This is a genomic window from Pseudomonas sp. Pso3, from assembly GCF_055393275.1.
The window spans coordinates 2,014,062-2,040,672 of record NZ_AP043687.1; the positions used below are offsets into that span (position 1 = coordinate 2,014,062).

General features: G+C 64.3%; 24 protein-coding genes. 7 read left to right on the top strand and 17 right to left on the bottom strand.

Annotation, left to right across the window (positions count from 1 at the left end):
- Positions 1 to 790 precede the first annotated feature (790 nt).
- The 3 genes from ACZ5R1_RS09430 to ACZ5R1_RS09440 form a co-directional block, all read right to left on the bottom strand.
- On the bottom strand, positions 791 to 2,014 hold the full coding sequence (locus ACZ5R1_RS09430) for an MFS transporter (RefSeq protein ID WP_278388715.1): 1,224 nt from the start codon (positions 2,012 to 2,014) through the stop codon (positions 791 to 793).
- 383 nt (positions 2,015 to 2,397) lie between these two features.
- Entirely contained in the window at positions 2,398 to 3,306 is a 909-nt protein-coding gene (locus ACZ5R1_RS09435; RefSeq protein WP_464713087.1) for an EthD domain-containing protein, read from the bottom strand.
- Between the two features lie 168 nt (positions 3,307 to 3,474).
- Positions 3,475 to 4,200: an SDR family NAD(P)-dependent oxidoreductase gene (locus ACZ5R1_RS09440; protein ID WP_464713088.1), complete on the bottom strand. Its 726-nt coding sequence runs from the start codon at positions 4,198 to 4,200 to the stop codon at positions 3,475 to 3,477.
- A 103-nt stretch (positions 4,201 to 4,303) separates the two neighbouring features.
- Here ACZ5R1_RS09440 and ACZ5R1_RS09445 point away from each other — a divergent pair, with 103 nt between their 5' ends.
- Positions 4,304 to 4,696, top strand: coding sequence for a winged helix-turn-helix transcriptional regulator (locus tag ACZ5R1_RS09445; protein WP_464713089.1), 393 nt, complete (start codon positions 4,304 to 4,306; stop codon positions 4,694 to 4,696).
- 181 nt (positions 4,697 to 4,877) lie between these two features.
- Here ACZ5R1_RS09445 and ACZ5R1_RS09450 read toward each other — a convergent pair whose 3' ends face one another.
- Complete coding sequence (locus ACZ5R1_RS09450; protein WP_145247927.1) at positions 4,878 to 5,603, bottom strand: TrmH family RNA methyltransferase; 726 nt, start codon at positions 5,601 to 5,603, stop codon at positions 4,878 to 4,880.
- A complete protein-coding gene (locus ACZ5R1_RS09455; RefSeq protein ID WP_464713090.1) occupies positions 5,603 to 7,252 on the bottom strand; it encodes an NAD(P)/FAD-dependent oxidoreductase in 1,650 nt (549 codons plus the stop codon). Before ACZ5R1_RS09455 ends, ACZ5R1_RS09450 begins: the two co-directional genes overlap by 1 nt.
- A gap of 244 nt (positions 7,253 to 7,496) precedes the next feature.
- On the opposite strand from ACZ5R1_RS09455, the gene rlmE reads away from it, so the two are divergent.
- On the top strand, positions 7,497 to 8,117 hold the full coding sequence (gene rlmE, locus ACZ5R1_RS09460; RefSeq protein ID WP_007158737.1) for a 23S rRNA (uridine(2552)-2'-O)-methyltransferase RlmE: 621 nt from the start codon (positions 7,497 to 7,499) through the stop codon (positions 8,115 to 8,117).
- Positions 8,118 to 8,469: 352 nt separating this feature from the next.
- Entirely contained in the window at positions 8,470 to 8,841 is a 372-nt protein-coding gene (locus tag ACZ5R1_RS09465) for a hypothetical protein (protein ID WP_027599722.1), read from the top strand.
- Between the two features lie 122 nt (positions 8,842 to 8,963).
- Here ACZ5R1_RS09465 and ACZ5R1_RS09470 read toward each other — a convergent pair whose 3' ends face one another.
- The 3 genes from ACZ5R1_RS09470 to ACZ5R1_RS09480 form a co-directional block, all read right to left on the bottom strand.
- Positions 8,964 to 10,622, bottom strand: a complete 1,659-nt coding sequence (locus ACZ5R1_RS09470; RefSeq protein ID WP_027601996.1) for a methyl-accepting chemotaxis protein — start codon at positions 10,620 to 10,622, stop codon at positions 8,964 to 8,966.
- A gap of 787 nt (positions 10,623 to 11,409) precedes the next feature.
- Positions 11,410 to 12,156 (bottom strand): BPL-N domain-containing protein, encoded by a 747-nt coding sequence (locus ACZ5R1_RS09475; protein ID WP_464713091.1) that lies wholly within the window; start codon positions 12,154 to 12,156, stop codon positions 11,410 to 11,412.
- 133 nt (positions 12,157 to 12,289) lie between these two features.
- Positions 12,290 to 13,042 carry a DeoR/GlpR family DNA-binding transcription regulator gene (locus ACZ5R1_RS09480; RefSeq protein WP_197852243.1) on the bottom strand — a complete coding sequence of 251 codons (753 nt, stop codon included), beginning with the start codon at positions 13,040 to 13,042 and terminating at the stop codon, positions 12,290 to 12,292.
- Between the two features lie 104 nt (positions 13,043 to 13,146).
- Here ACZ5R1_RS09480 and ACZ5R1_RS09485 point away from each other — a divergent pair, with 104 nt between their 5' ends.
- A complete protein-coding gene (locus tag ACZ5R1_RS09485; RefSeq protein WP_027599718.1) occupies positions 13,147 to 13,743 on the top strand; it encodes an NUDIX domain-containing protein in 597 nt (198 codons plus the stop codon).
- Positions 13,744 to 13,823: 80 nt separating this feature from the next.
- Here the strand turns inward: ACZ5R1_RS09485 and ACZ5R1_RS09490 are convergent, their stop codons facing one another.
- The 7 genes from ACZ5R1_RS09490 to ACZ5R1_RS09520 form a co-directional block, all read right to left on the bottom strand.
- Positions 13,824 to 14,384 carry a DUF1993 domain-containing protein gene (locus tag ACZ5R1_RS09490; RefSeq protein WP_464713092.1) on the bottom strand — a complete coding sequence of 187 codons (561 nt, stop codon included), beginning with the start codon at positions 14,382 to 14,384 and terminating at the stop codon, positions 13,824 to 13,826.
- A gap of 41 nt (positions 14,385 to 14,425) precedes the next feature.
- Positions 14,426 to 15,058 carry a pyridoxamine 5'-phosphate oxidase family protein gene (locus tag ACZ5R1_RS09495; RefSeq protein WP_464713093.1) on the bottom strand — a complete coding sequence of 211 codons (633 nt, stop codon included), beginning with the start codon at positions 15,056 to 15,058 and terminating at the stop codon, positions 14,426 to 14,428.
- 367 nt (positions 15,059 to 15,425) lie between these two features.
- Positions 15,426 to 15,896: an Lrp/AsnC family transcriptional regulator gene (locus ACZ5R1_RS09500; protein ID WP_044342831.1), complete on the bottom strand. Its 471-nt coding sequence runs from the start codon at positions 15,894 to 15,896 to the stop codon at positions 15,426 to 15,428.
- Between the two features lie 15 nt (positions 15,897 to 15,911).
- Positions 15,912 to 17,207 carry an NAD(P)/FAD-dependent oxidoreductase gene (locus tag ACZ5R1_RS09505; RefSeq protein ID WP_144953389.1) on the bottom strand — a complete coding sequence of 432 codons (1,296 nt, stop codon included), beginning with the start codon at positions 17,205 to 17,207 and terminating at the stop codon, positions 15,912 to 15,914.
- 75 nt (positions 17,208 to 17,282) lie between these two features.
- Complete coding sequence (locus ACZ5R1_RS09510; RefSeq protein ID WP_464713094.1) at positions 17,283 to 18,122, bottom strand: transporter substrate-binding domain-containing protein; 840 nt, start codon at positions 18,120 to 18,122, stop codon at positions 17,283 to 17,285.
- A 54-nt stretch (positions 18,123 to 18,176) separates the two neighbouring features.
- Entirely contained in the window at positions 18,177 to 18,941 is a 765-nt protein-coding gene (locus ACZ5R1_RS09515; protein WP_044342828.1) for an amino acid ABC transporter ATP-binding protein, read from the bottom strand.
- Between the two features lie 13 nt (positions 18,942 to 18,954).
- Positions 18,955 to 19,920: an amino acid ABC transporter permease gene (locus tag ACZ5R1_RS09520; protein WP_464713095.1), complete on the bottom strand. Its 966-nt coding sequence runs from the start codon at positions 19,918 to 19,920 to the stop codon at positions 18,955 to 18,957.
- A 476-nt stretch (positions 19,921 to 20,396) separates the two neighbouring features.
- On the opposite strand from ACZ5R1_RS09520, the gene ACZ5R1_RS09525 reads away from it, so the two are divergent.
- Positions 20,397 to 21,101, top strand: a complete 705-nt coding sequence (locus tag ACZ5R1_RS09525) for a glutathione S-transferase family protein (protein ID WP_144959079.1) — start codon at positions 20,397 to 20,399, stop codon at positions 21,099 to 21,101.
- A gap of 58 nt (positions 21,102 to 21,159) precedes the next feature.
- Here ACZ5R1_RS09525 and ACZ5R1_RS09530 read toward each other — a convergent pair whose 3' ends face one another.
- Positions 21,160 to 23,175, bottom strand: coding sequence for a peptidase U32 family protein (locus ACZ5R1_RS09530; RefSeq protein ID WP_144959077.1), 2,016 nt, complete (start codon positions 23,173 to 23,175; stop codon positions 21,160 to 21,162).
- Between the two features lie 357 nt (positions 23,176 to 23,532).
- Between ACZ5R1_RS09530 and ACZ5R1_RS09535 the strand changes: the two genes are divergently transcribed.
- Positions 23,533 to 24,906: an MFS transporter gene (locus ACZ5R1_RS09535; protein ID WP_464713096.1), complete on the top strand. Its 1,374-nt coding sequence runs from the start codon at positions 23,533 to 23,535 to the stop codon at positions 24,904 to 24,906.
- Between the two features lie 81 nt (positions 24,907 to 24,987).
- On the opposite strand, the gene ACZ5R1_RS09540 is transcribed toward ACZ5R1_RS09535, so the two are convergent.
- Entirely contained in the window at positions 24,988 to 25,887 is a 900-nt protein-coding gene (locus tag ACZ5R1_RS09540; RefSeq protein WP_027602003.1) for a LysR family transcriptional regulator, read from the bottom strand.
- Positions 25,888 to 25,984: 97 nt separating this feature from the next.
- Here ACZ5R1_RS09540 and ACZ5R1_RS09545 point away from each other — a divergent pair, with 97 nt between their 5' ends.
- Positions 25,985 to 26,605: an RraA family protein gene (locus tag ACZ5R1_RS09545; protein ID WP_027599711.1), complete on the top strand. Its 621-nt coding sequence runs from the start codon at positions 25,985 to 25,987 to the stop codon at positions 26,603 to 26,605.
- The last annotated feature ends 6 nt before the right edge of the window (positions 26,606 to 26,611 follow it).

The following is a 26,611-nucleotide window of genomic DNA, read 5'->3' on the forward strand; positions in this document are numbered from 1 at the left end:
CTTTGTCCGGCTACTCACGAGACGCTGCGCCAGGATGGAGCCCGGTTGCACCGGAGCGGCGCGTTGGGGATGTCACTCAGCGTCTGCCCCGATACTCCGCCTTCGACGCTGAGCGGATCGATGCAACGGATAGCCAGATCTTCCTCGTGCTGCCGGACCCTACGTAAGTGTCCGGTCCCGCTGCCGAGTTGCTGAATGGACAGGTCCGCGGGAGAGTTGTCGTGGACGTCAGCGCCTAAGCCCGGCCCAGGCGAACGTTGATAAGGACCGTCAAAAGGCTGCATTTCTCGCGACTACGCATGGCTGCGCCGAAATCCGGCATCACTCGCTCGGCATTCGGCTGCGTGCGCTTCTACGTCTGGCCCAAGACCACCCGCGGGGACGTCGCCGCTCGCCTTCCCAAATGACGGCCGACTGGCATCAGGGCGTCGGCCGATGGGCAGTTCACCGGTCACGATGGCGGTGACGATGAACAGGCCAAACATCGGTAGCGATCTCTTGAAGAATTCCTTCTGGTACTCGCCGAAGGTCATTTCCGTTCGATTCATCAGCAGGAACAGCCAGGCGACTGTAGGACTCGGATAACGCTGAGGTAGAGAGTCATTTCACCATTTTCGGCGGCGAACACTGTTCAAGTGGGTAACGCGGATGGCGATGGGCTCCGCCATCATGAGGTGAGGGTGCTGCCTATCCTGACGTCCTTCTGGCACGCGACTACCATTTCTCGCTACTTCGATTCAGCGCTCAGAGGGGTGTTGATCGTGGTAAGCCTTACCGCCGAGTCGGCATTTCATTCCTTTTTGGCATTGAGATGGCTTTCCACCGCGCGGAACGTCAGCAACAGCAGACCGGCGATGCCGAGCGTGAGGGGGGCGCCTAGGGCGCTGGCGAGCAAGCCGGCGAGTAGGCCACCCACCGCCTCGAAGCCGAAGCGCATGGCGATGTACAGGGCGATCACGCGGCCACGCAGCGCTGCCGGGGCATCGCCCTGCAACAGCATGTTGGTGCTGACGTTGTTGGCGGTGATGCCGAAGCCCAGCAGGGCCAGCAACAGTAGCGCGAAGGTAAGCGGCAGCTGGAACGCCAGCAGGCACAGGGCCAGGGCGCAGCACAACTCGGCGATGAAGATCACGCGCCTCAGGCGGTGCAAGGCGCCGGCGAGGGCGAGCATGATCGTGGCGACGAAGGCACCCGCACCGGCGGCTCCCCATAGCCACCCCAGCATCCGGGCATCGCCGAGGTAGAGCGTCTTGGCCAGTACCGGCAGCAAGACGCTGTAGTTGGAGGCCAGCAGGTTGACGGCGACCACCCCCAGCATCAGGCGCCGGACCGAGAAGGTATTCCAGACGTAGCCCAGGCCTTCACGAAACATCTGACTGGTCGAACCGCTGGCTTTGGCGGTCGCGCTGCCCTGAACCTTCGTCAGGCCCAGCAGCAAGGTGGCAAAGGCGATCGCCGTGATCAGGAAGCACAGCGCTTCGCTACTGGCGGCGATCAGGGCGCCGGCCAACGGCGGGCCGATGAAGCGCGCGGCGTTGATCAGCATGGCATTGAGGGCGAGGGCGTTGGGCAAATCGCTGGCGTCGGCCACGAAGCTACCGATGAGTGCCTGTCTGAGTGGTGTTTCTAGCGCATTCAGCAAGCCCAGGAATAGAGCCATGGCGATCAGGATCGGCGCGTCGATCCAGCCTTGCCAGCTCAAGAGCGCGAGCAACAGCGATTGGATGGCCAGCAGCGACTGCGCCGCGATCAGGCAACGGCGTTTGTCGTGGCGGTCGATCCAGGCGCCGGCGATCGGACCTACCAGCAATTGCGGGGCGAGTGTCAGAAAGGTGATGACGCCCAGCAGGGTGGCGGAAGCGGTGACGTGATAGGCCATCCACGACAGCGCAACCTGTTGCACCCATTTGCCCAGGGTCGACACGCCCTGGCAGGCAAAATAGATCTGGAAGTCACGATGGGCGAGCGCCCGTACAGCGGTGGGCCAACGGGAGGGCTGAGCAGGTTTCGCCAAGAAGGCTGTCTCCAGATTGACTCGGCAGGCAGCGGCCGGTCCGGCAGGTCAAGTGCGGCACCGCGACAACCAGCACGGCGATGCTTGGGACAAGAGCGGCTACCCCCTGGCGCTCATGCCATACAGGGCGGGCAGTGCGCAGAACCCGTCATCAGGCCGGCCGTTTCAAGTTGCGGGGTGACAACCAGCTATGAGCTGGCTTTTTAGAATGTCATTTCGTTTTGTTGTTTGCAATGGCCAGCCCGCCAGCCCGAGCAGCCGGGCTGGCAGAAGTTGGCGGGACGAAGGTCTCCTCGTCCGGCCCTAGCGGCCGGCACGGCGCCGTTGTCGAGCATGGGGTGAACAACCAAGCCGGACGGAAGTAGGACCGATGGCCTTCAGTCCTAGCGTGGGGTCGATGCCGAGGAGGGCGCATCGTTTTCCGGTAACGCGCCGTGACGAAGCAGATGCACGACTTCGTCCTGCGTCTGGTTGACCGCCCCGAGGCGTTCGATCAGTTCGGCCGCGCGACTGCCGCGCAGGCCGGCGGTGGTGAGCTGGCCGGCATGGACGTAGGTGTAAACCCCGGACACGGCGAAGGCCTTAATACAGGCGACGTGCCGCGCCTGTTCGGGCAGGCTGCTGCGGAAGGCCTCGCTGGCGAAGAAGCGGCGGCGCTCCAGTGGCGAGGCGAAGACGATCTCCACCATCGACAGCGCCGCGCGGATGGCATCGGCCCGGTGCGCCACGTCCGGCGACGGCGGATGCTGACCGTCGTTGACGAAGGGCACGCACGGGTGGACGCGCACTTTGAGGACGGCCGCCTGGGTGGCCAGCCAGGGGCCCAGCTGGCTCAGCAGATAAGTGTTCAGGTCCTCGAGGCTGTCGCGGGGATGCAGATGGAGCTGCAGGCGATCCAGCTGGTCGGGACCGTTGTGCTGCTCGTCCGCCAGCGTGTTCTTGAAGGCATGCGAGCCATTGGGCAGATCATAGGCAAGCGTCTCGGCGAACATGTTCTGCTCGTCGCTGAACAGCACGGGGCTGGCGGCCTGGAAGGTACGCTGATGCGCCTCGTCAGCGAAGCCGATCTCGACCATTCCATCCAGTTCGTAGTCGGGAATCTCGCGGATGCCCTCGGCCAGCGGCCACAGATGGGCGTCCTGCTCTCGGTCGAAGTGGTATTGCACGTAGTGACCGAGCCCCGGCAGACGGGCGCACAGGGGACCGTGGACATCACGCCAGTATTGCGCGAACAGGTCATGGGGCACGCGTTCGCGACGCTTGACCGTGGTGTAGCTGTTGAGAGTGATCATGGGGGCGCATTCCTGGACGCGAGGCTTGGAAAGTGGACCCCTGATGTTGGCGATAAGCTCCGGACGTTCGCGAGCGAGATCCCGGGCCATGGTGCGTACCTACCCGCCCGAACCCGGACGCGCTCGATCCGTGGAGCGCGTCCTGCTCGTCCAGGCGCGAGACGGCTGTCAGACCTGCGCCATGCCACCGTCGACCGGCAACTCGGCGCCGGTGATGAAGCTGCTCTGGTCGCTGGCGAGAAAGAGCGCGGCCGCGGCCACTTCCTCGACGCGTGCCATCCGGCCGAGCGGGATCAGCCTGTTCAGCTGCTCTCTCACCTCCGCCGAGGTCGCCGCCATCATGGCGGTGTCCGTGGGCCCCGGCGCGACGACGTTGACGCGGATGTTGCGGGGCGCCAGTTCATTGGCCCAGGTCCGCGCGAAGGCGCGTACCGCCGCCTTGGTCGCCCCATAGACGCCATAGCCCGGGGTGCCGATCGCGGCGGCGATGGAGCCGATCAATACGATGGCCCCGCCAGCGGGCATGATCGCCGTCGCCGCCTGGGTGGCGAAGAGCAGGGCGCGTACGTTGAGCGCGAAGGTGCGGTCGAAGTGCTCTGCGGTGAGGGTCTCGAGCGGTGCGAACTCCGAGAGGCCGGCGTTCACCACCAGCACATCCACCCGCCCGGCTTCGCGCCGCACCTTGTCGAAGAAGGCGGCAAGGGCCGTCACATCGGACGCATCGAGGCTGCGCTCGAGCAACCTGCCCGCGCCGCGTTCGACGTCGCGGGCCTGGGTGCGTCGACTGCTGGCGTACACCGTGGCGCCCTCGGTCGCGAAGCGTTCCGCGATGGCCCCACCGATCCCGCCATGACCACCGATCACGACGGCGACTTTTGCTGAAAGTGTGCTCATGGATCCTCACCCGGTTGCTGTGGCTGTCCAGGAGCACGGTATCATTCGTATATCTGATCGCAAGAACGCACCTGAGGGTACCTAGATATCCAGGCGGATACCCATGTCCAGCAACGAGCTCGAACTCCCGCTCGACGTCAGCGCGACGCGTCCCATCCTCGAACACATCGGCAACAAGTGGGCCGTGCTGATCCTGAGCGTCCTGTGCACGCAGCCGTCGCGCTTCAACGATCTCAAGCGCCGCCTCCACGGCATCACCCACAAATCCCTTTCCGAGGCCTTGAAGCGGCTCGAGCGCAACGGCCTGATCAGTCGCAAGGTCCTGCCGACGCAGCCGATCGGCGTCGAATACACCATCACCCCGCTTGGCAGCTCGCTGCGCGAACCCTTTGCCGCGCTTTATAGCTGGGCCCTGGCCCATGGCGCCGCCATGGAAGAGGCGCAACGGGTCTACGACGAGTCGCGAAAGGGGGAAGGGCAGGAGGAGGACCTCTAGCGCCCGTCATCTGGGTTCGCCGCTCTTGCCAGCGTAGCGGACGGGCGTGGTGCTTCAGGGACTGCCAGTGAATCCCCGGCAAGAGGCTTGGTGAGTCATGAGCGCGGGCGGGACGGCCTCTCTTCGCCTGGGAGGAGCCTCGCCGCCCTCTGGAGCGGCCACCACGCGGCGTGCGCCAGCGCTAGCGACTCAACTCATAGGCGCACATGTTCACCGTGGCCGCCAGATTCAGGGACTCGATGGCGCCCGAGCCGCCGATGGTGAAGGGCTGAGCGTTCAGCGCCGCCAGCTGCTCGCGCGGAACGCCGCGGGCTTCGTTGCCGAACAGGTAGCAGTCGAAGGCTGCGAAATCAGCGGACTGCACCGGCGTGCCCTGCATGTCCAGGCAGGCGAGGCGGGGGAAGCGCTGCTGCAGACCGTCGAGTTCGACGTCGAGTTCCAGCGGGGTGTGGAAGATGGCGCCCATGCTGGCGCGGACCACCTTGGGGTTGTAGGGATCGACGCTGCCCGGGCTGAGCAGGCAGCGGAAGCGCCCGAACCAGGCCAGGGTGCGCAGGATGGTGCCCAGGTTGCCCGGATCCTGGATCTCGTGCAGATAGACGGCGCGCTCGCCCTCGACCGCTGCTGCCACGGGCTCCCGGGGCATGGGCACCACCGCAAGGATGCCCTGCGGGGTCTTGGTGTCGGCGAGCTGCGCCATCTGGCGGTCGCTGATCAGGTGCGTCCGGAACGGGCTCTGCCAGTGTTCGTAGGCGCCCGTCACATAGAGTTCGGCGCGCTGCAGCGGGGGATGCTGCAGCGCGGCCTTTTGCAGTTCCAGCGCCAGGTGCTCGCCCTCCACCAGGAAGTGGCCGAATTCGGCGCGGTACTTCTTCTGGTGGAGCTTCTTGATGTCGTCGAGCTTCATCAACCCGCGGCCCGAACCAGCGGCGCGTCCTGCGCGTCGCCTTCCGCGAGCATCGCCTTGGCCAGGGCCTCGGCGACCTTGATGCCGTCCACGCCGGCGGACAGGATGCCGCCGGCGTAGCCGGCGCCTTCCCCGGCCGGATACAGGCCGCGCAGATTCAAACTCTGCAGGCTGTCGTTGTCGCGGGTGATGCGCACTGGCGAAGAGGTGCGGGTCTCGATGCCGGTCAGGATGGCGTCATGGCGGTCGAAGCCGCGGATCTGCTTGCCGAAGGCGGGCAGGGCTTCGCGAATGGCCTCGATGGCATAGGCGGGCAACGACGGCGCCAGATCGCCCAGGCGCACGCCGGGCTTGTAGGAGGGCTCGACTTCACCGAATTCGGTGGAGGGCACGCCGCGAATGAAGTCGCCGACCAATTGGCCGGGCGCGCAATAGTCCCTGCCGCCCAGTTCGTAGGCGCGCGATTCCAGGCGCTCCTGCAACTCGACGCCGGCCAGCGGATCGCCGGGGAAGTCCTGCTCGGGATTGATGCCCACCACGATGCCGGAGTTGGCATTGCGCTCGTTGCGCGAGTACTGGCTCATGCCGTTGGTGACCACCCGGCCCGGCTCGGAGGTGGCGGCCACCACGGTGCCGCCCGGGCACATGCAGAAGCTGTAGACGGCGCGGCCATTCTTGGCGTGATGGACCAGCTTGTAGTCGGCGGCGCCCAGTTCCGGATGGCCGGCGTACTTGCCCAGGCGGGCCTGGTCGATCATGCCCTGGGGGTGTTCGATGCGGAAGCCGACGGCGAACGGCTTGGCTTCGATGTACACGCCCTGGCGGTGCAGCATGCGGAAGGTGTCGCGCGAGCTGTGGCCCAGGGCGAGCACCACATGGCGGCTGTGCAGGGTTTCGCCGCTGGCGAGCACCACGCCCTCGAGCTGGCCGTCATTGATCACCAGGTCGGTCACCTTGCTCTCGAAGCGGACTTCACCACCGAGGGCGATGATCTCTTCGCGCATGGCGGCGACCACGCCGGTCAGGCGGAAGGTGCCGATGTGCGGCTTGCTGACGTAGAGGATCTCTTCCGGCGCGCCGGCGCGGACGAATTCGTGCATCACCTTGCGGGCGTAGAACTTCGGATCCTTGATCTGGCTGTAGAGCTTGCCGTCGGAAAACAGCCCCGCACCGCCTTCACCGAATTGCACGTTGGATTCGGGGCTCAGCACCTTCTTGCGCCACAGCGCCCAGGTGTCCTTGGTGCGGCTGCGCACGTCCTTGCCGCGCTCGAGCACGATGGGCTTGAAGCCCATCTGGGCCAGCAGCAGGGCGGCGAACAGGCCGCAGGGACCGAAACCCACCACCAGCGGGCGCTCGGTCAGGTTGGCCGGCGCCTGGCCGACCGGGTAGTAGCCGGTGTCCGGCGCCGGACGCACGTGCAGGTCATTGGCGAAGCGCGCCAGCACCGCCGCCTCGTCGCGCACTTCCAGGTCGATGATGTAGATGAACAGGATGACGCTGTTCTTCTTGCGCGCATCGTAGCTGCGCTTGAACACGGTGAAATCGAGGAGGTCGGCGTCGCTCAGCTTCAGGCGTTCCAGGATGGCCTGGCGCAGCTCGGCGGGGGTGTGGTCAAGCGGCAGAGACAGTTCGTTGATGCGAATCATGACAATAATCCTGGCCGGTGACTCCGGCAAAGGAAGGGACGAGGGGGGTAGGGCGGCGATTGTACCCGGCGGCTCCAGCGCTGTCAGGCCGGGACGATGGGCGCTCCACTGGGCGGCCTGGCGGTCGCTCGGGCGATCCCCGATTCGTCCCCGGGCGTTATCGGCTTATAATCGCCGCCACTTTGCGGCCGGCCCGACCTGGCGCGCGTCCGCTCCTCACCCGCTTTCCCGTGGTAGCTCCAACATGAAAAGATCCAAAAGCAGCCGTCGCTGGCTGGATGAACACGTCAACGATCCCTACGTCAAACGCGCTCAGAAAGACGGCCTGCGCTCGCGCTCCAGCTACAAGCTGATCGAGCTCAACGAGAAGGACAAGCTGATCCGTCCCGGCATGCTGGTCATGGACCTGGGCTCCGCGCCCGGCGGCTGGTCGCAGGTGGCCGGCGGCATCGTTGGCGACAAGGGCCGCGTGGTGGCCACCGACATCCTGCCGATGGGAGCCCTCGACAACGTCGACTTCGTCCAGGGCGACTTCACCGACGATGCCGTCTTCCAGAAGATCCTCGGCGTGCTCGATGGCCGCCAGCCCGATCTGATCGTCTCCGACATCGCGCCCAACATCAGCGGGGTCGCGGCCGCCGACCAGGCCGCCGCCATGTACCTGGTGGAACTGACCCTCGACATGGTGCGCCAGGTGCTCAAGCCCGGTGGCAACTACGTGGTCAAGGTGTTCCAGGGCGAAGGCTCCGATGTCTTCCTGAAAGACGTACGCACCTCCTTCGAGAAGGTGTCGATCCGCAAGCCCGAAGCCTCGCGTCCCCGCTCGCGCGAGGTCTATCTGGTGGGCAAGGGTTTCAAGGGCTAGTTCTGGCCCTTGCCGCCGGCGCGGGCCTGCCAGATGGCCCGCCGAGATGATCGTCCGCCGTGCTGTTTCGTCATTAATACCTGCCGCTACCCGTCGAGTATGTGCGCCGGCTCCTGGAGCTGCTGCAGCACATCGACGCGTCTTTCGAAAAGCCGCTCCCTTGCTCAGGAGACGCTGAGAATCCCGTAATCAGGGCCAAGGCGAACTGGCGTTGCTCTTCAGCGCTATCCCGCAACTGTGAAGGGATGTTTCCGGCAGGAGTTAATTCCTGGGCGGCTGCTAGGGTTTCCTATTCATCTGCGCTCAAGCAGTTGTTGCGGTGATCTCGTGCCGAAAACTGGGGGCGGAAGAGATGAATACCTATGTGTTCGAGACGGCCAGAAGATTGCTGACGGACATCTATGGCGCCTTGTACGAGATGGAAAGCGGGCATGGTTTCAGATGCGTGAAGGCCGAGCGAGGTCAGATCTTCCTGTATCGGCCCGTGGCGGGTCTGGCCGAGGGCAATCTGGGCGAGATCGCCTTCGAGATCGAATCCCATGCCAGGCGCGCAGGCCGAGGGGTCGTCGAAACCCGACACTTCTTCAGGCAGTTGAAAGTCGCCAGCGGCCACCCCACCGAGCGTGACAGTCGCTATGACTGGCCGCGGATCGGCTTCACCGATAAGGAAGAGGTCACGGCTATCGTGCTCGAGCTCAAAGCCTTTCTCGGCGTGGGCCGCTGAGGCTTTCCAGCAGACAGCCTGGCCAGGGATCCTGACTAGCGTCCATCCGGTGTCTTGCAGGCAGAGGTGCTCACCCGGGGGTGAGCACCTCTGCCGAAGGGGACCGTATTGCCGGACCGGTCTCAGGCCGGCTCTTCGAAACGGGCATAGCCGACGGGGATGCCGCCTTGGCTGGCATGCCGCGAGTTGTCGACGAGAGCGGCCGCCCGCTTGGCCAGCCCCGGTCCCGAGCGCTTGGTAGCGGGGCGCGGTAGGTCTTGGCCAGTCAGGGTGCTGTTCAGGGTGAAGAACTCCATCAGTTGCTGGAGCAATTCGGCCTGGCTGCTCATCTCTTCGGCGGTGGCGGCCAGTTCCTCGGAGGCCGAGGCGTTCTGCTGGGTGACCTGGCTCAGCTGCAGCATGGCGCTGTTTATCTGCTCGACGCCAGAGGTCTGTTCTTCCGAAGCGGCAGTGATCTCCTGCACCAGGTCGGAGGTCTTGCTGATGGAGGGCACCATCTCGTCCAGCAGCGAGCCGGCGCGCTCGGCCAGGGCCACGCTGCCCTGGGCGACGTTGCTGATCTCCTGGGCGGCGACCTGGCTGCGCTCAGCCAGCTTGCGCACCTCGGACGCCACCACGGCGAAGCCCTTGCCATGCTCGCCGGCACGGGCCGCCTCGATGGCGGCGTTGAGGGCCAGCAGGTTGGTCTGGTAGGCGATGTCGTCGATGATGCTGATCTTGGCCGCGATGGTCTTCATCGCCACCAGGGTGTCCCTGACGGCCTGGCCGCCTTCGTTGGCCTCGCGATTGGCCTTGCCGGCCATGCCATCGGTGACCTTGGCGTTCTCGGTGTTCTGGGCGATGGAGGCCGACATCTGCTCGACGCTGGCACTGGTCTCCTCGACGGAGGCGGCCTGCTCGGTGCTGGCCTGGCTGATGCTCTGGGCAGTAGCAGAGATCTCTTCCGACGCGCTAGCCAGCCCATCGGAGGCACTGCGGACATCGCTGATGATCTGCGACAGGCGCTGGTTCATGCCGTCCATGGCGCGGAGCAGGGCGGCGGTCTCGTCACGGCCCTCGGCGTCGATGCGCTGGGTGAGGTCGCCGGCGGCCAGGCGATCGGCGATCTCGACGGCGGCGCGCAGGGGCCGGGTGATGCTGCGGCTCATGAGGAAGCCCAGCAGGATGCCAAAGGCCACGCCCCCCGCGATGATGCCGATCAGCATGACCCGGCTGCGGGCATAGATCTGGTCGGTGAGGTCGTTGGCGTCGCTGGCGTTTTGCTCCTTGCGCTTGGACAGTTCGGTCATCAGCACGCCCACCTGGTCGCCATAACGGCGGACACTGACCAGCTGGTTGTCCAGCTCCGGATCGGCGTCACGGAGCGTTCTCTTGCCCGCGATCGCCATGGCCTGGTCCAGTTGAGAGGTGTAGCTGCCGAGCAACTCGTCGATCTGCCGGAAATTGGCGGCCGACGCCTCGCTGCTGAACAGGGGGCGGGCCTTGGCGAGATTGTCCCGCACGTTGGCCAGGCCCAGCTTGACCTCCGCCTTGGCCCGATTGCGATCCTCTTCGGAGGTCGCCAGCAGGTAGTTGCTGCGCGCGCGGCCGATAAAGACCAGGTTCAGATTGGCCTCCTTGATATAGGACAGCCCGAGCAGCTCGTTCTGATAGAGCTGAGTTGCCAGATCGTTGATCTGGCTGCTGTTGCTCAGACCTGCCAACCCTACGACCAGGCTGATGGACGCCACGGCGATAAAGGACACGATGAGGCGGGTGCCAATCCGGAAATTCTTGAACATCTGAAAGCTCCTGCTTAGGAAGGCTAGTGTTCGCGACTAGCCAGGACTGACGACGGAATAGTGACGTCAATAGGCAGGCTTTCGGATCGGGCTTAACTAAATTTATAGTGGCCTAACGCCACTTCGATAAATAAAAACAGTTGTTGTAGTTAGCGTTAATATTCTTCCAATAATTGTTTTCACGCTAATGGTGGCGTGTGGCGAAGTTCCAGGGCGTTGTGTTCGGGCAATGCGCCGGCAGTCGCTCGCGACCCCGTAGGGCTAAGCGAAGCGGACAGTAGGCGGCGCGTTGAAAGGCAGTTTCGACAGTCCAAATCGCGCATTTGGTGGATCGCGCCTCAGCGGCGTTCTGCGTAGCCACGAGTCTTGGATCCTGCAACGGTACGGATGAAGCGCGGAAGGTGGGCGGGATCATGGTTCAACTGCGCGCGGGTTCAGCGAGTAAAGTTGTGAGTAAGTGCAGCGAGTTAAACCCTGGGGCAGTTCTCTCAATCAGATTGGTCTATCTGCCAAAGTTTTAGTTGGAAGTTTTATTTTGATGGATATGGCTACAACGTTTCCATTGTTCTTTTTATATCTAGGCGCTGGCCGGAAAAGTTGGTGTTTGAGCCTTCGGCAGTTAGTGGGAGGGCACAGCAAGAGTGGTAAGGTCATGTTCGTCCGCGTCCATCCCCTGGGCGCTACATAGTCCAACTGATCTCGCCACTCTGACCGTCAATTGCGCCGGCCTGCGCAAAAGGGGCAGGATGGTCTGCCCGCCAACACGTCTCACCGCCAGAGCACAGCCTCAGCGCAGGGTTTCGTCCACCAGGCTCTTGAAAAGCGACGTCCGAGGCCGGCTCGCCGGTGGGATGTCGGCCTGTTCGAACCAGCTCGCATCGGCCTCCGGATGCGGTCCGCTCAGGGCCACCACGCCACGGCCGAAGGGATAGCGGGCCGCGGCGATGTCCCCGTTGGCATAGGTCGCCAGCACCCGAACGCCAGGCGCATGACTGGGCGGTAGATAGGGACCGTCCTGGTAGAAGACGTTATCGTCGCGACCGGCCCAGCGTACGGCGACCGCGGCGTCGTCGATGGTGGTCACGGGAAAGCCGGGGCGTCCCACCTCCGAGTCCAGATCGTCGGGTATGAGCCTGAGGTTTCCGGCATCGGCTAGGTAGGCGCCCATGCACAGCCCCAGATAGCGTCCGCCCTGGGCAACGTAGTCACGCAGCGCGGCGCTGCGCGCATCGCCAAGGCTGGCCAGGGCGGCGGGAATGTCCTGGCCGCCGCCCGGCTGTACATAGAGGCTGTAGCGGCGCAGGTTGGCGGGCGTGATATCGATGCGTTCCGCCGGGCCGACGAAGTCAACGCGATAGCGCGGGTCCAGCCGTTCGATGGCCGTCCGGACCGTTTCGGAGCAGTCGTCGCACCCCGCAGGGCCGCGGTAGAGGGCCACGGCCACGGTGGGCTGGGCAGCCTGGGCCAGTGGCAAGGGGCCGGCCAGACAGAGGAGCGCCAGCGCGGCGCGTCTTACTCCAGTTGAAAGCGTCATCCGCGGGACTCTTTTGCAGGGGGCTCTAGGATTGGCAAGCGGCATCAGGCTTTGGCCCCATCCATTCAAGGACCGAAACGAGCCGTTACGGGTCAGCTTATCAGGCGAAGGGCGTGCCAGGGCGGTAGGGGCGTCAGGCGTGGATCACGGAAAGCGCCGAACGCAGCGCCCCGAGCGCCTCGTCGTCAGGCGCCGCGTCCGTTACCAGGGTGCTGACATCGGCCAGCGGGATGATGCCGTAGGGAGAGGCCGCGCCGAGTTTTTCCCGCGTCGCCAGCACAAAGGTCTCCGCCGCCTGGCGGCTGATGATGCGCTTGATCGCGGCTTCCTCGGCATTGCCGGTGGTGGCGCCCGTCTCGGGATGCAGTCCGGTCACGCCCATGAAGTAGCTGTCGACCCGCACCCGGGCGATGGCCTCCGCACAGGCCGCGCCCAGGGTCACGATGGAATGCTTGAACAGGCGGCCACCCATGAGCTCGACCTCGATCAGCGGATGCTCGACCAGCTCCACCGCGATGTTCGGGCTATGGGTTACCACGGTGATCTCAAGCTCCTTGGGCAGGTGGCGGACGAGTTGGACATTGGTCGTGCCGCCATCGATAAAGACGATTTGTCCTGGTTGGATCAGGCGGATGCCCGCCTGGCCGAGCGCCACCTTGCTGGCCGTGGACGTCTCTTCGCGCCTGGCGTAGTCCGCGACGGCAGCCGACGCCGGCAAGGCGCCGCCATGCACGCGCTGCAGCACACCTTCCGCCGCCAGTTCCCGCAGATCGCGTCGAATGGTGTCTTCCGATACCCCCAACTGCTGGCTGAAGGTCTTGGCCACCAGTCGGCCTTCCTGGCGCAGCACCTGCTGGATAAGCGCCTTGCGTTCACGGGTCAGCATCGGAAACTCCTGCACGAAAATTCTTGACGTTGCACGAAACTGCACGAATTCTAGCGCGAAGCCCCAGAGCGGTAAACACCGTTCGCCAACCCAGAGGATCGCCCATGAGCATCGCCCCGCGTATTCGTGTCGAAGAGGTCGAGGTGTTGTCTGACGACTGGTTCGTTTTGAAGAAGACCACCTTCGCCTTCCTGCGCAGTGATGGCACCTGGCAGCGGCAATCGCGAGAGACCTACGATCGCGGCAATGGCGCGACCATCCTGCTCTATGATCCCCGGCGGCGCACCGTGGTGCTGACGCGCCAGCTGCGTTATCCGGCCTTCGTGAACGGGCACGACGACCTGCTGATCGAAGCGCCCGCCGGCCTGCTGGACGCGGCCGAGCCCGAGGTGCGCATCCGTGCCGAGGTCGAGGAGGAGACGGGCTTTCAGGTGCGGGAGGTGCGGCAGGTGTTCGATGCCTTCATGAGCCCCGGCTCGGTGACCGAGCGGCTGCATTTCTTCGTCGGCGAGTACGCCCCGGGCGATCGCAAGTCGGCCGGGGGTGGCAATGTCGCGGAAGGTGAGGACATCGCCGTGCTCGAGGTCGACCTGGACGAGGCGCTGGCGATGATCGATGCCGGGACCATTCGCGACGGCAAGACCATCATGCTGCTGCAGTACGCGGCCCTGAAGCTCAGGCCACACCTGGCGGTCAGCTGATCGCCAAGGCTGACGACCAGGGCTCTGGCAGCTCCTCTCGGATCCGGGAGACGCGGCTCCGGGCGCCGGCCGCCTGGCAACTAGGAGGACGCGCCGGGCCTCAGGAAGGGCAGTACATGGGCGACGTAGTCGGCCTTGCCCAGCTCCACGCCTTGCGCCCGGAGGATGGCGTAGGCGGTCATCACGTGAAAGTAGAACTGCGGCAGCGCCCAGTCGCGGACGTACTGTTCGGCGGTGAAGTCGAACACTAGTCCCTGGGGCAGTTCGTGAGCGACAGGCGCGCCCTCCTTGATGGGCGACCCTTCGCCGGCGATGGCCTGTACCCGGTCCAGGGTTTCGCGGATGCGGGCCTGCGCCTGGGCGAGGGTGCCCGGTTGTTCGGCGGCGTTGCGGCCTTCGTTGAGCAGCTCTGTCAGTTCGGGCGGAAAGGCCTGGTCGTGCAGTCGCAACACCCCTTCCTGGGCCTGGACGCAGGCGAAGCGGATCTGGGTGGCGAGCGGGAACATGTCGGGCGCCAGGCGAGCGACCAGCAGGGCCTCGGCGGCCCCGTCCGGCCGTTGGGTCTCGGCCTTGCCGAGCCAGGCCGACAGGGCGCCGAGCAGATTCGTATAGGTGGGAACGAGGATATCGGTGAAGGTCATGGCGAGTCCTTTATGGGGGCTGGAGGCAGGGCCGGGCAGCCCTAGTAGAGCGTGCTGGCGATCCGCTGCGGCAAGGCGTGGTCGTAGGCGTCGCCGTCCACCTGCGTCGGGCAGAGCTGCTTGAGGATGGTGCCGGGAGAGGGCAGCGCGCTGCGCGCAAGGTGCCTGGAGGGATCCCACAGGCCGGCCCGGATCACCGCGCGGCTGCACTGAAAGTAGACGCTGGTGACCGTGACTTCCAGTACGGTCCGCGGGCGCTGACCCTTGACCTCGAAGCGGGCCAGCAAGGCCGGATCGACCGCTATCCGGGCGGTGCCGTTGATGCGCAGGGTTTCGCCGATACCGGGGATCAGGAACAGCAGCGCCACCCGGGGATCCTGGAGGACATTGCGCAGCGTATCCAGGCGATTGTTGCCCCGGCGATCCGGCAGGTAGAGCGTCCTGGCATCCTCGACATGCACGAAGCCCGGCGCATCGCCGCGCGGCGAGGCATCCAGTCCCTGAGGCCCCGAGGAGGCCAGGACCACGAAGGACGCGGCTTCGATGAAGGGCTGGTAAACGGGGTGGATGTGATCGATCTCCTTGAGGATCGAGGGTGCCGCGACCTCGCCGTAGAGGCTTTCCAGCGCCTCCAGCGAGCTGAGGTAGTCCTGCGCGGGGTTGTCCTGCTCCATGTGCGACTCCTGGTTCGAGGTGCTTTGCGCGCCTTCTCGCGCGCGGGTTTTCCGGCGCCTGGCGTTCGCGGCAGCCGAAGGGTTGGCTGAACTGTAGCCGATAGGCGGGACGGGAGCGCGGCTCGACAAAGGAGTTCTGCGATAGTCGCCTGGCTAGCGACTTTCGCCAGCCAGACGGAGAGTCCGGCCGGCGAGCACAACTTTCCTCAGAGCCAGGATGCGGGAGGTCATCGAGATCACGGGTGGACGGCTGTCGGGGGAGACGAGCTTAGGACTGCCGTTGGTTGCTGCACTGCAGCGAAGCAGCACATGAGCTATGGGTGAGGCAGTTGCTATCGAGACTGCGCTCTGGCGCGATAATGCTCGCTCAGACCGTCAGTTTCCGGCTGAACTTGGTTTCCATCACGATGTGCGAGGCCGTGTGGGCGACACCCTTGATCATGTTGATGCGGGTCAGCTCCGCATTCAGCTCGCCAAGCGTGTGAGTGGCGAGATGGATGATGAAATCGGATTCACCCGACACGGCGTACACCGCCTGTACCGAGTCCATGTTGCGCAGGTGCGTCATGACATCCGTGTAGCTCTTGTTGGTACAGGAGGTCATGGTGAAGCAGTTGATCACCTGCTGCAGGCGATCCTGATCGATGCGAACGCTGTAGCCGGTGATCACACCGGCCCGCTCCAGGCGGGTGATCCGCTCCTGTACGGCGGAGCGCGAGACTCCAAGCTTGCGCGCCAGGGCCGCAGTGGGCTCGCGGGCATTGGCCTGCAATAGAGCCAATAGCTGCCGATCCTTCTCCGTTAGTTGAAACAGCGCTCCGGTGTTGCGTGCATCCATGACCTTTTCCTCGGCTCAGCGGTGTCCGTGCGCCCGGGCTTCCTGGAATTTGTCCATCAGCTTGAGATAGGCATAGACCGTCTGCGCGGCCGCTGGCCCGACGGGACCGCCGTTCCATTCGAGGCCATAGGCGGAGAACAGCCGATAACGATCCGTCTCCCCACAGATGGCTTCTGCTATGACGCGGCCCCCGATCGGTGCGGTGTTCATACCATGGCCCCCAAATGAAGTACAGGTCCATACCCCTGGCGCCAGGCGACCGATGTGCGGCATTTTGTGGCGCGCATAGCCCATCAGTCCGGACCAGGCTTTGGCGATCTTCAAGCCCTGCAGCTGCGGATAGACTGCGAGAATGTCGCGGGTGAGCAACTGCCCCAGCCGCTGCTCGTCCTGCAGGTTGTGGGTGGTGATGTGTCCGCCCCAAAGCAGACGATCGCCGTCGACGATGCGGTAGTAGTCCGAGGCGCGTCGATTGTCACCGACCGCATCCGTGGTGGTCACGGCATTCGCGAGCCGCTCGCCCAGAGGCTCGGTCAGCACCACATAGGTGGCAATCGGCAGAAAGGCGCGGCGGAGTCGTCCGAACTCCGTACCGCCATAGCCTCCGCAGCAGTAGACCACGTCGCGGCAGGTCACCGAACCCTGGTCGGTCGTGACCCGGTGCCGGTCCGCCTGGCTCACCACCTCGCGCATTGCCGTGCGCTCGTGGATCACGCCGCCGCCGGCCTCGAATAGTTCCGCCAGGCCCAGGCAGTAGTTCAAGGGGTGGAAGTGAAAGCCATGGGTGTCGCGCAGCGCCTGAAAATAGCGATCTGTCTTCAGACGCTTACGGATCTGCTCGGTGTCCAGATACTCCAGTTCGAAATCGAAGTCCCGCGCCATGCGATCGCGGGTCCGTTGCAGATTGATGCCATCATCGTAGCGCACCACGCTGAGCTTGCCGGACGTGGGCGCACACCCGGGCAACTGATGGCGAGCGATGGTGTCACGGACGATGTCGACACCTTCCAGCGATAGCCTGAACAAGGCGGCTGCGGTCTGACGACCGCAGCGCCGTTCGATTGCGGACAGACCTTCCGACCAGCCCTGCAGCACAAATCCGCCGTTGCGGCCGGAGGCTCCCCAAGCCACGCGATTCGCTTCCAGCAAGACCACTGAACGGCCACGTGCTGACAGCTCCTGGGCCGTACTCAAACCGGCCAGGCCGCCACCGATGACGCAGACGTCCGCCACTAAATTGCCTAGCAAAGGCGCACGTTGAGTGGTCGCACGCATGGTTCCTGTGTAGTAGTTGTTGCTGTAGGCAGCCATCAGTGGGTGTCCTTTTTCGGGCAGCAGTGGTCCTCACACCCGCCGCATGACGGGCACGGGCGTCTGGAACGATGGTTACTGAATCAGGGTGAGGTCAGTGCCGTACCATTTCTGCGAGAGTTGCTTGAGCGTGCCGTCGGCTTTCATATCGGTGACGGTCTTGGCCAACTCCGCGTTGAAGGCTTCGTCGCCCTTGTCGACCGCGATGGCAAGGGGTTCGTAGTAGGCCGGTTTACCCGACACGGCGGTGATGGGGTAACCGGCCTTGATAGCGTCCAATACGGTCGGTAGCGCAGACAGGGTGGCGTCCAGCCGAGTGCCGTTGCCCATGCGCAGGTCGTCGAGCGGACCCATACTGTCGCCATAGGTCAGGACTTCGCCAGGCTCCACCTCGTAGGTGAACGCGGGTACATCGGCGGCATCGATCTTCAGACGCCTGTTGATGTAATCCTCTGAAGTGGTACCGGCCTCCACCCCGATTTTCTTGCCATTCAGCTCGGATACTGTCGTCTTGGCGGCGTCCTTGTGCACCGCGAACACATAGGGCGTGTAGTAGTAGACGGCAGGGAAATCGAGCACCCTCGCCCTGGCCGTCGTCGGCGTCATGGAGCCGACGGAGAGGTCCCAGCGATTGGCCCAACGACCGGCGGTGATGATGCCGTACTCGGGTGTCACGAAGGTCACCTTGGTCCCGAGTCGTCGCCCGATCTCGGTCGCCACGTCGATGTCGAAGCCGCGCAGCTGATTGTCCTCGCCGAGAAAGGATTGCGGTGGCCAATTTGCTGCGGTGGCTACTTTCATGACCTTGGTCTGGTGAATGCGGTCAAGGGTCGCGCCGGCCCAGGCGGAGGGCATGGCGGCTCCCAGGGCGGCAGCGGCGGCGAGAGCGGTGAGATGGCGAGCGGCTGGGGTCATGGAATGTCTCCGGATACACGTTTGTTGTTGTCGTGAGGGGTGTAGCGGCTGTGGTCAGTGACTGAGGATCTGCGAGAGAAATTCGCGCGCCCGTGGCTCGCGTGGGTTATCAAAGAATTCGTCCGGACGGGCCTCTTCGATGATCTGGCCCTGGTCCATGAAGATGATCCGGTCGGCGACCTTGCGGGCGAAGCCCATCTCGTGGGTCACGCAGAGCATGGTGATGCCGTCCTGAGCCAGTTCGCCCATCACATCCAGGACTTCCTTGACCATCTCCGGGTCGAGCGCCGAGGTCGGTTCGTCGAAGAGCATGATGCGTGGCTTCATGCACAGCGCACGGGCAATGGCAACCCGCTGCTGCTGACCACCGGATAGCTGGCCGGGATACTTGTCCGCCTGGTTGGCGATCCGCACCCGCGCCAGGTACTGCAGAGCAAGTTTTCGGGCTTCGGTCTGATCGAGTCTGCCGACCAGTCGCGGCCCCAGCATCAGGTTCTCCAGCACCGTCAGGTGCGGGAAGAGATTGAACTGCTGGAACACCATGCCGACTTGTCGGCGGATATTGGCCACGCTGGCCGCTTCGCGGGTCAGCACCTGGCCGGCGATCCGTATCTCGCCTCGCTGGAAGTCTTCCAGCAGGTTCAGGCAGCGGATCAGCGTCGACTTGCCCGAACCGGAGGGACCGCAGATCACGACGATCTCGCCGCTACCGACGTGCAGGTCGATCCCCTTGAGGACCTGGAAGTCGCCGTACCATTTCTGCAGATCGCGTACCGAGACGGCCGCGTTCAGGTTGGAGGAAGCAGAGGTCTGATGCATGGGATGCTCCAGGTTAGCGGTGGGCGCGGTCAAAGCGCTTTTCAAGGCGGGCCTGCACGGTTTCGAGCAGGATCGACAGCACCCAATAGAGCACCGCGGCCGTGATCAGCATTTCCAGATGGCGGAACTCCGCACGCCCTTGAGTACGCGCCAGGAACATCAGCTCCCAGACCCCGATCACCGATACCAGAGAGCTGTCCTTGAGCATCGAGATGAACTGGTTGCCGGTCGGCGGAATGATGAGCCGCATCGACTGCGGCAGGATCACGCGGGTCATGGCCTGGAAGGGAGTAAGGCCGATTGCCCGGCAGGCCTCCCATTGCCCGCGCGGGATGCTGCTGATTCCGGCGCGAAAGATCTCGGTCATGTAGGCGCCATAGCACAGCGACAGAGCGAGCACCCCCGCCGGCACTGCGCCTACGACATAACCTAGTTGGGGAATGCCGAGGTAGATCAGGTAGATCTGGATCAGCAGAGGTACGCCGCGAAAGAACGAGGTGTAGAAACTCGCGATGGCGACGGCGAAGCCATTGGCCGAAAGGCGCGCGGTGGCGCCGAGCAAGGCCAGCACGAAGGCGATGGCGATTGAAAGCGCCGAGACGTAGACGGTGGTGAAAACCCCCTGGGTGATCATGAAGCCGACTTTGCTGAAGATGAAGCTGTAGGACAGATCGAAGGTATCGAAGAACAGCAGGAACAGCAGCAGCAACTCGCACCAGACGGTGACGACCTGAGCCTTCAGCGGAAACCGGCCGAGGATGAACAGGTTCAGCATCAGGGTTAGGGTCAGGGTCCCGGAGACCGCGATGTTGCGCAGCATCGGGGCTTCGAGGTCGAGCACGATCGGCCCCATGAGGCGGGCCAGACCGCCCTCTCCGACGCCATAGACGCAGGCCAGGAGAAAGACTGCGACGGCTACCATGGCCATAATGGGAAGGCTGTCTGTCGCACGTGGTTTGACGATGTGGTCGCGATACATGGCTCGGTCCTCATGCGCTTGGCGCTTTTCTTGTTGTGAGGCCATTGTAGGGAGGCGTTGTGCAGGGCAGTACCCGGCGAAATAGGTCACTTTTCCGGTAAGTAATTGAAAATAGCCGGGTATGACCTGTCGATTTGATAGCTTGGGCTGGCGAATGGATAGAGCGGCGAACGTCACTGAACGATGCTATCCGGATACCCTGAAAGGTCAGGCCCGCTGCCTGAAGGCCGTCTCGGAGCGGTCAGCGCTCAGGCCATGACATGACATTTATCTCGAGGGTCCGATCTCCGCGGTGATGCATCCCGAGTAGCCCTTGTCGGAGAGTGGTTGCTCTTGGCCCGGCGAACCCATGCGCGCTGGACACTTACTGTCGAGGCGTGGTCTTAGCAAGGTGTGATGAGCCGCCGCGGTGGTCCGACCTTCCTGCGGGCTGCCGTTCCTAGATGACCTGATGAACAACGACGAGGAACCTCCTGATGCCCCTTCCGCTACGCCTGTACGAACTGACCGGTGCCGACGACAGCTGCCGCTTCAGCCCCTATTGCTGGCGCATACGCCTGGCGCTGGCGCACAAGGGGCTGCCGGTCGAGACCGTGGCCTGGCGCTTTCACGAGAAGGAGGCCATCGCCGCTTCGGGGCAGGGCAAGGTACCGGTGCTGGTGGATGGCGAGCAGTGGGTGAGCGACAGCTGGGCCATCGCCGAGTACCTGGATCGCCAATACCCCGAGCGGCCCTCGCTACTGGGCGATGCTTCGCTCAAGGCCACGACGCGCTTCATCAACCAGTGGGTCGCGGACAGTGTCCATCCGGCGCTGGCGCGGGTGATCCTGCCCGATGTCCATGCGGTGCTGGATGAAGCCGATAAGGACTATTTCAAGCGGACCCGCGAAGCGGCGTTTGGCGTCTCGCTGGAGGCCCTGGCTGGACAGCGCGAGGCCTCATTGCAGGCCTTTCGCGAGGTCCTCAAGCCCCTGCGCAGCACCCTGGCCCTGCAGGATTACCTGGCCGGCGAGGCCCCGGCCTATGCCGATCACATCGTCTTCGGCGCCTTTCAGTGGGCGCGGATCGTCAGCACCCAACCCTTGCTGGCCCAGGACGACCCCATTACGGCCTGGTGTGGGCGGATGCTCGACGCCTACAACGGACTGGCGCGGCAGGCACCCGCGGCAGCCGAGCGCTAGCGAATCGAGCCGGCGGATCGCTGCTGGCTAGCCAGCAGCGACGTCAGCCCCTCAGGGCTCAGTGACTGTACCCGGTCGGCTTGTTGCGGATGGTCTTGAGCAGGTCTTCCGGGCTGATGCTGGCGAGCGCCTTGGCCGCGGCCTGGCTGCCCGGCAGTGGCAGGTCGAGGATGTGGCCCTTCATCTTGCCCACCACATGCATCTCGCAGGGCTTGCAGTCGAATTTCAGGGTCAGCACCTCGTCGCCGTGGACCAGTTGCATCGGCGCGACCTTGGTGCGCACGCCGGTGACGCCCTTGGCCTGCTTGGGGCAGAGGTTGAAGGAGAAGCGCAGGCAGTGCTTGGTGATCATCACCGGCACCTCGCCAGGCTCTTCATGGGCCTCGTAGGCCGCGTCGATCAGTTGCACGCCATGGCGATGATAGAAGTCGCGGGCCTTCTGGTTATAGACGTTGTAGAGAAACGACAGGTGCGACTCGGGGTACACCGGCGGGGGACAGCTCTCGGCCTTGCGGCTGCCGCGCGGGTGGGCGGCGACGCGGGCAGCGGTCAGCTGCTCGATGGCCTCGCGGCGCAGCGCCTTGAGTTGCGAATTGGGCACGAAGAAAGCCTGAGGTGCGTCCAGGCTCACGTCCAGGGCGTGGTATTCGGTGGTGCCCAGCTGGGTCAGCAGATCACGCAGGCCATCCAGCGCCTGCTCCGGCTTGTTGGCCGCCCCGAAGGGACCGTCCAGGGCAACCGAAACACTGACGCCTTCCTCACTGGTGACAGTCAGCTGTAGCCGCTGCTCGCGCAGCTCGGCCTGCCAGCGCACGCCGATGCGGCGCTCGGCGCTGGTCTTGAGCAGGGCCTGCTGCCAGTTGTGGTCCAGGTTCCGCGACAGCGGATGATTCGGGCGCAGGCGGAACAGCCCCTCGGGCATCTCGTTGGGTTCGACGCGATAGCGATAGCGCTTCTGGCCGTCCTCCTCGAATTCGCTCTTGAGCTCGGCGACGTTGGCGCGAAAGCCCACCACCTCGCGCTTGACCAGCACGTTGAGGCCGTCGCCGTTGGACAGCGGCTCCTCGGTCACGGCGATGAAGTCGCGCTTGCCGACCTTTTCCACCTGACCCACTGGCAGACCGGTAAAGGTCGGCGAGTCGAAGGCGCCGATGTCCACCTTGCGGTCGGTGACGAAATAGTCGGTGCTGCCGCGGTGGAAGGTCTTGTCCGGATCGGGCACGAAGAAGTGCGCCGTGCGACCGCTGGAGGCGCGCGCCAGGTCGGTGCGGTCTTCCAGGATCTCGTCGAGCAGCTGGCGGTAGTAGGCGGTGATGTTCTTCACATAGCCCATGTCCTTGTAGCGGCCCTCGATCTTGAAGGAGCGCACGCCGGCCTCGACCAGGGCGCGCAGGTTGGCGCTCTGGTTGTTGTCCTTCATCGACAGCAGGTGCTTCTCGAAGGCCACCACCCGACCCTGGTCATCCTTCAGGGTGTAGGGCAGGCGGCAGGCCTGGGAGCAGTCGCCGCGGTTGGCGCTGCGACCGGTCTGGGCGTGGGAGATGTTGCACTGGCCGGAGAAGGCCACGCACAGGGCGCCATGGATGAAGAATTCGATGGCCGCGTCGGTCTCGGCGGCGATGGCCGAAATCTCCTGCAGATTCAGCTCGCGCGCCAGCACCAGCTGGGAGAAGCCGGCCTGGTCGAGAAACTTGGCCCGCGCCAGGGTGCGGATGTCGGTCTGGGTGCTGGCATGCAGCTCGATCGGCGGGATGTCCAGTTCCAGCACGCCCAGGTCCTGCACGATCAGCGCATCCACGCCCGCGTCGTACAGCTGGTGGATCAGCGTGCGCGCCGGCTCCAGCTCGTCGTCGTGCAGGATGGTGTTGATGGTGGTGAACACCCGCGCATGGTAGCGGCGGGCGAACTTCACCAGCTCGGCGATCTCGCTGACCTCGTTGCAGGCATTGTGCCGCGCACCAAAGCTCGGCCCGCCGATGTAGACGGCATCGGCCCCATGCAGGATGGCCTCCCGGGCGATACCGACATCGCGGGCAGGGCTGAGCAATTCCAGATGGTGCTTGGGCAGGGACATGGCGGTTCTTCTCGATCAGGCGTGGCACGGCAAGGCGCGCATTGTAGCGGGCGAGGGGGAGGAGGGCACGCCTGGGGTGCTGGGTGGTTGGGCCAGCCCATCAACCGGGGCAGGATTCACAGCCCCGCCGGCTGACCGACAGTTATCCGTGTTTCCGCATCCTATTCCTGCCCGGGAGTGCAGCGATCGCGACTCGCAGGCCGACTGCCAAGGGCTCAAGCATCGCTATCCCGCCGATTGTGGGCGCTGCTCATTCCTAAGGGGAATGAATGCCTGTGCCTCTTTATCGCTTTTTTCCATTAATGGACCGTCGTAAAACCTCCGTCACCTTTAATAAACATAAAAATCGGAGGACTCATGACCGAATCCCTGGCTTCAAAGCCGGCACCGGCAGTGGCGGAACGGGCAGCGCTACAGACGCGATCCAGGACCCGCTATCGCTGGGTGGTACTGGCGGTCATCGTGGTCGTGTACATGCTCGCCGCAGCCGATCGGGCCAATATCGGGATCGCCTTGCCCTATATCCAGAAGGAGTTCGGCGCGACCAATGCCGAAGTGGGTCTGCTGGTCAGTGCCTTCTTCCTGTTCTACTCGCTCGGTCAGATACCGGCGGGCTTCCTGCTGAGTAAGGTCAGCGTGCGCGTGGTCGCCCCCGCGGCGATTGGCCTGACGTCGCTCGTGACGCTGCTGATCGGCACCTCCCACAGCATCGGTATGCTCAAGATCTATCGCTCGGCGCTGGGCGTCGCAGAAGCCGCCTTGCCCCTGTCGATGTTGAGCACCATCAACCGCTGGTTTCCGCCGCGGGAAAAGGGCACGGCTACCGGCGCCTTCCTGTCCGCCGCCAAGATGGGCGCGGTGATAGCACCGCCATTGGGGGCAGCGCTGATTCTGCTCGATGGCTGGCGCACCATGTTCATCGCCTTCGCCCTGCCAGGCGTGCTGCTCGCCTTGCTGTGGTGGTGGCTCGTCCCCAATGATCCGAGAGCCTGCAAGCAGGTGAGTGACGCCGAAGCCGAACACATCGAAGACCAGACGACCGCGCACAGCGAGTCGGTCCGTAAGCACCGGGATTTCGGCAGGCTCGACCGCGCGCTGCGCTATGAGCGCACCCTCCTCCTCGATACGTCCCGCTCCGTGTTCAGGTCCTGGAACATCTGGGGCTGTGGATTGGGCTACCTGCTGATGACCGGAGTGGTGAACGTGCTCCTGGCCTGGCTCCCCAAGTACCTGGGCGAGGTAAAGCACTTCGAACTGATGCAGGTCGGCTTCGTGGCGTCCTTGCCCTTTGTTGGCGGGGTGCTCGGCAATATCGTCGGCGGCTGGCTGTCGGATCGAATCCTGGACCGCCGTCGCAAACCGACCATGATGATCAGCGCCGTAGCGACCTGCGTGATGATGGTCGCTCTGGTTTACGCACCCAACGGGCTGCTCGCGGTCAGCCTGTTGCTGTTTGGTACCGGCTTTCTGCTCAATATCGGCTACTCGTCGTTCTCGGTCTATTCGATGGGACTGACGACCAGAACGACCTATCCGGTGGCTGCATCCGTGGTCAACAGCGCGGGCCAGGCGGGGGGCGCCATGGCGCCGCTGATCACCGGCTTCCTGCTGGATAGCTACAGCTGGACGGCGGTGTTCATCTTCCTCGGCGTCTGCTCCTTGGCTGCGCTGGCCTTCGTGCTGACCATTTCCGAACCGGCTACCGCGCCGGTCGAGGCCTCTGCTGACTAGGGGGCGGAACCTTGGTCCAGGATCACGGCCGTCTGCTGCGTTGTCGCTCTGGTAGCCGCAGGGCGGTCTGGCGATAGCGGGCTAACGCTGCAACTGTTTCGTGAAGTCGCAGAGTTGCGTCGCCAGCGTGGCGATCTCGGCGACGAAGGTCGAGGGCCGATCATTGCGGTACATCGCCATGTAGGGAACCGGTGGCAGCTCGGGATCGGTCTCGACGATGACGAGTTTGCCTTCGTCCACCAGCGGGCGGAAACATTCGCGTGGCAGGTAGGTGACGCCCAGGCCCGCCGAAGCAAGACCGAGCATGGCGGTGAGGCTGTCGGAGGAGAGGATCCTGGGCAGCTCTATTCCGCGTGCATGCAGCCAGCGATTTACGAACAGGCCCGATCCTGACTTCTTGCCCTGCATCAGCATGGGATACTTGGCCAGCTCGGCCAGGCCCACCACGCCTGAACTCCGGACCAGTCCCGGCGCGGCCATCCAGGCATTCTCCACGGTGGCGAGGGGTACGCTGGTGACCTCGGGCGCCGTGAAGGTGTCCGGTATCACGATGAGGTCGACCAGATCGTCCATCAGCCGCTCGTGCAGATTGCGACTCATGTCGACTTCCGGCTCCACCGTAAGCCCGGGGAAGTCGGCGACCAGGCGCGTGACCAGGCGCGGTAGCCAGGTCCAGGCGGTAAGTTCGGTAACGCCCAGTCGCAGACGGCGGGTGGTGACGTGCTTGCCGTCCTTGAGCGAGGTGATGCGCTCGTTCAGATCGAGCATCTCGCGCGCAATGACCAGCAGCTCCTCGCCCTCGGCGGTGAAGCGGGCACCCCGCTGCGAGCGATCGAACAGCTGCAGGCCGGTGGAGGACTCCAGCTCCTGCACCCGTTTCGAGATGGCTGACTGGGTGGTGTTGAGATGCTCGGCGGCCCTTTCGAAGGTACCCAGACGTTCGATCCAGTGCAGCGCCAGCAACTGGCGTAGTGTGACCACGGGCATTCCTCCAGGGCATGAATGGCCATACCTTAATATCGCTTTTTCTATTTGGCCACGGGCCTATCCTCGACGTTATCCAACAAGAGGAGCCCTTATGAACGTCAACGCTTCCAGTCCGACCTCGCTGGTCGAAGCCTTCGCCCGCACCTCCACCTCGATCATCAGCGACTGTCTCGACCGGCTTCCAGGCGCTCCGCTGCGGCCCTTCCACCGGATCGAAGGCACCATGGCCGGCCTTGCGCTCACCGTCAAAGTACCCGCCGGCGACAACCGGGCGATCCACCAGGCGCTGGAGCTCCTCGTCCCTGGCCAGGTGCTGGTGGTCGATGGCGGTGGCGACCTGAGTCGCGCCCTGATGGGCGACATCATGGCGGCTATCGCGGAAAAACGCGGTGCCGCGGGCGTCGTTGTCGATGGGGCGATTCGCGACCTGGCGACGATCAGCAAGGGCAGCTTCCCCATCTTCGCTCGCGGGGGCTATCACCGTGGCCCCTACAAGAACGGCCCGGGGGAGATCAACGTGCCGGTGAGCATTGGCGACATGATCGTTTCACCAGGAGACCTCGTCGTGGGAGACCATGACGGCATCGTCGCCTTTCCCCTGGCCCAGGCGGCGGAGTTGCTCGACCGTTGCCTGGCGACCGAGCGCAAGGAAGCGGAAATGCTCGCGCAGATTGCCGCGGGAACCTACCGGGGCGCCTACGCGGCCCACTGATTACGG